General features: G+C 71.1%; 3 protein-coding genes and 1 pseudogene. All 4 read left to right on the top strand.

Annotation, left to right across the window (positions count from 1 at the left end; translation table 11 throughout):
- Window positions 1-802: ABC transporter permease (locus SACHA_RS0109810; protein WP_051110161.1), on the top strand; the 802-nt coding region annotated here is incomplete at its 5' end.
- Entirely contained in the window at window positions 799-1,581 is a 783-nt protein-coding gene (locus tag SACHA_RS0109805; protein WP_019809306.1) for an ABC transporter permease, read from the top strand. The genes SACHA_RS0109810 and SACHA_RS0109805, both read left to right, overlap by 4 nt.
- Window position 1,582: 1 nt before the next feature.
- Complete coding sequence (locus SACHA_RS0109800; RefSeq protein WP_019809304.1) at window positions 1,583-2,416, top strand: ABC transporter ATP-binding protein; 834 nt, start codon at window positions 1,583-1,585, stop codon at window positions 2,414-2,416.
- Window positions 2,417-2,418: 2 nt separating this feature from the next.
- Window positions 2,419-2,648 (top strand): annotated as a pseudogene (locus SACHA_RS25230) (CynX/NimT family MFS transporter); the annotation flags it as partial.

The raw sequence follows: 2,648 nt of genomic DNA, 5'->3' as shown, positions 1-2,648 counted from the left end.
GCGCGCCCCGCGGACCACGCGGAGCCGCGGCCCGGTGCCGACCCCCGTGCTCGGCGCGGCGGGGGTGCTCGGACTGATGGCACTGCTCGAACTGGTGCCGCGACTGGGCGTGGTCGATCGCCGGTTCCTCCCGCCGTTCAGCGAGATGGTCGCCGCGCTGGCCGGGCAGATGTCCTCCGCGGAGTTCTGGATCGCGTTGGTCGCGACGATCCGGGGCTGGGCGATCGGTCTGGCGATCGCCGTGGCCGCGGGCGTGGTGCTCGGCATCCTCATCGGCAGCATCCCGTTGCTGCGCGCGGCGACGAACTCGACGATCGAGTTCCTGCGCCCGATCCCCTCGGTGGCGCTCATCCCGCTGGCGGTGCTGCTCTACGGCAGTGACCTGCGGGCGACCCTGATCCTGGTGGTGTACGCGAGTTTCTGGCAGGTACTGGTGCAGGTGCTCTACGGGGTGCGCGACGTGGACCCGGTGGCCCGGGAGACCGCCCGCTCGTACCGGTTCCGCCGGTGGACGCAGGTGCGCACGGTGATCTGGCCGACCGCCCTGCCGTACGTGATGACCGGGTTCCGGCTGGCCGCGGCGGTCGCACTGATCCTGGAGATCACCGGTGAGCTGATCATCGGGTCGCCGGGGCTCGGTGCCCAGATCAAGGTCGCGCAGAGTTCGGGCGCGGTGGACACGATGTACGCACTGGTGATCGTCACCGGGGTCTTCGGGGTTCTGGTGAACCTGCTGGCCCGGGTCGCGGAGCGCCGCGTCCTCGCCTGGCACCCGTCCGTTCGCGGGGAGGTGCCGAAGTGATCGTCTCATTCGCCCGTCGCGTGCTGCTCGCGCTCGGGCTGCCCGCCGTGCTGATCACCCTGTGGTGGGTGGCCACCGCGAACAGCACCAGCTTCTTCTGGCCGCCACTGTCGGAGATCCTCGGCACCTTCGGGGAGACATGGTTCAGCGGCAGGCTGGCCGCCGACGTGCTGCCCAGTCTGCTGCGCCTGCTGGCCGGCTATCTGATCGCGCTGGCGCTCGGGATCGGTCTGGGAACGGCGATCGGTTCCTCGGCCACGCTGCGCGCGGTCGTGGAACCGGTTCTCGAGTTCTTCCGCGCGATCCCACCACCGGTGCTGGTGCCGATCCTCATCCTGTTCGCCGGCATCGGGGACTGGATGAAGGTCCTGGTGATCGTCTCCGGCTGCCTCTGGCCGATCCTGCTCAACACGGTCGAGGGCGTGCGCGGCATCGACGAGGTCCTGCGGGACACCGCCCGCTGCTACCGCATGCGCCGCTCGTCCCGGCTGGTGCACCTCGTGCTGCGGGGCGCCAGCCCGCAGATCGCGGCGGGCGCGCGCCAGGCGCTGTCCGTCGGCATCATCCTGATGGTCATCAGCGAGATGTTCGCCGCCAGCAACGGCGTCGGCTTCACCGTGATCCAGTTTCAGCGCAGTTTCGCGATCCCGCAGATGTGGAGCGGGATCATCCTGCTCGGGCTGATCGGGATCACGCTGGCGCTCCTCCTCCGACTCGTGGAGTACCGGGCACTGGCCTGGTACCGCGGGTTGCACGAATCCCAGCGAGGAAAGGGTTGACGTGACGACCGAGACCATGCTCGACGTGCGCGGGGTGCGCAAGGTCTTCGAGGGCGGGAACCGCACCGTCGAGGCGATCCGCGAGCTCACGTTCTCCGTGCGCCCGGGGGAACTCGCCTGCATCGTCGGCCCGTCCGGGGCGGGCAAGACGACGCTGCTCAAGTGCGTCGCCGGCCTGCTCGGGGTGACCGACGGCGAGGTCGTCCTGGAGGGGGAGCGGGTGACCGCCCCGCCCCCGGGAATGGCCGTGGTGTTCCAGGAGTACGGGCGCAGCCTCTTCCCCTGGATGACCGTGCGGGGCAACGTCGAGCTCCCGTTGAAGGAGAAGAAGGTCCCGCGCGGTGAGCGCAGGCGCCTCGTCCGCGAGTCGCTGGAGGCGGTCGAGCTCGCCCACGTGGCCGATTCCTACCCGTGGCAGCTCTCCGGCGGGATGCAACAGCGGGTCGCGATCGCGCGTGCCGTCGCGTACGAGCCGCGCGTGCTGCTGATGGACGAGCCGTTCGCCGCCGTCGACGCGCAGACCCGCGCCGACCTGGAGGACCTCGTGCGCAGCCTGTGGCGCCGGCTGGGCGTCACCGTCCTGTTCGTCACCCACGACATCGACGAGGCCGTCTACCTCGGCGAACGGGTGCTCGTCCTGTCGATGGCCCCGACACTGGTACTGGCCGACGTGCCGGTCGACCTGCCGGACGAGCGTGATCAGCTCACGACCAGGTCGACGTCGCGCTTCGGCGAGCTGCGCACCCACGTGTGGGAGCTCATCCAGCAGGCCAAGGCCGGGGAGCGGACCCCGGAGGACCCGCAGATCACCGCCGCGGTCGGACCGGACACCTGACCGTGGCCCACGGGGTCGGGGAGCCGTCGCGGACGCGGCGGCTCCCGGTGGGCGGGGCCTCCTCGCTCCTCGCTGTCCTGCTGGTCGCGCTCAATCTCCGCGGCGCGATCGCGGCGGTCTCCCCGGTGCTGCCGGAGATCCGGGCGGATGTCGGGCTGTCCGCGACCACCGCCGGACTGCTCACCGCGGTGCCGGTGCTGTGCTTCGCGCTCGCGGCGCCCGCCGCGGTCCG

The sequence above is a fragment of the Saccharomonospora halophila 8 genome, assembly GCF_000383775.1.
Classification (GTDB): domain Bacteria; phylum Actinomycetota; class Actinomycetes; order Mycobacteriales; family Pseudonocardiaceae; genus Saccharomonospora; species Saccharomonospora halophila.
This window is presented reverse-complemented; position numbering and strand designations above follow the sequence as displayed.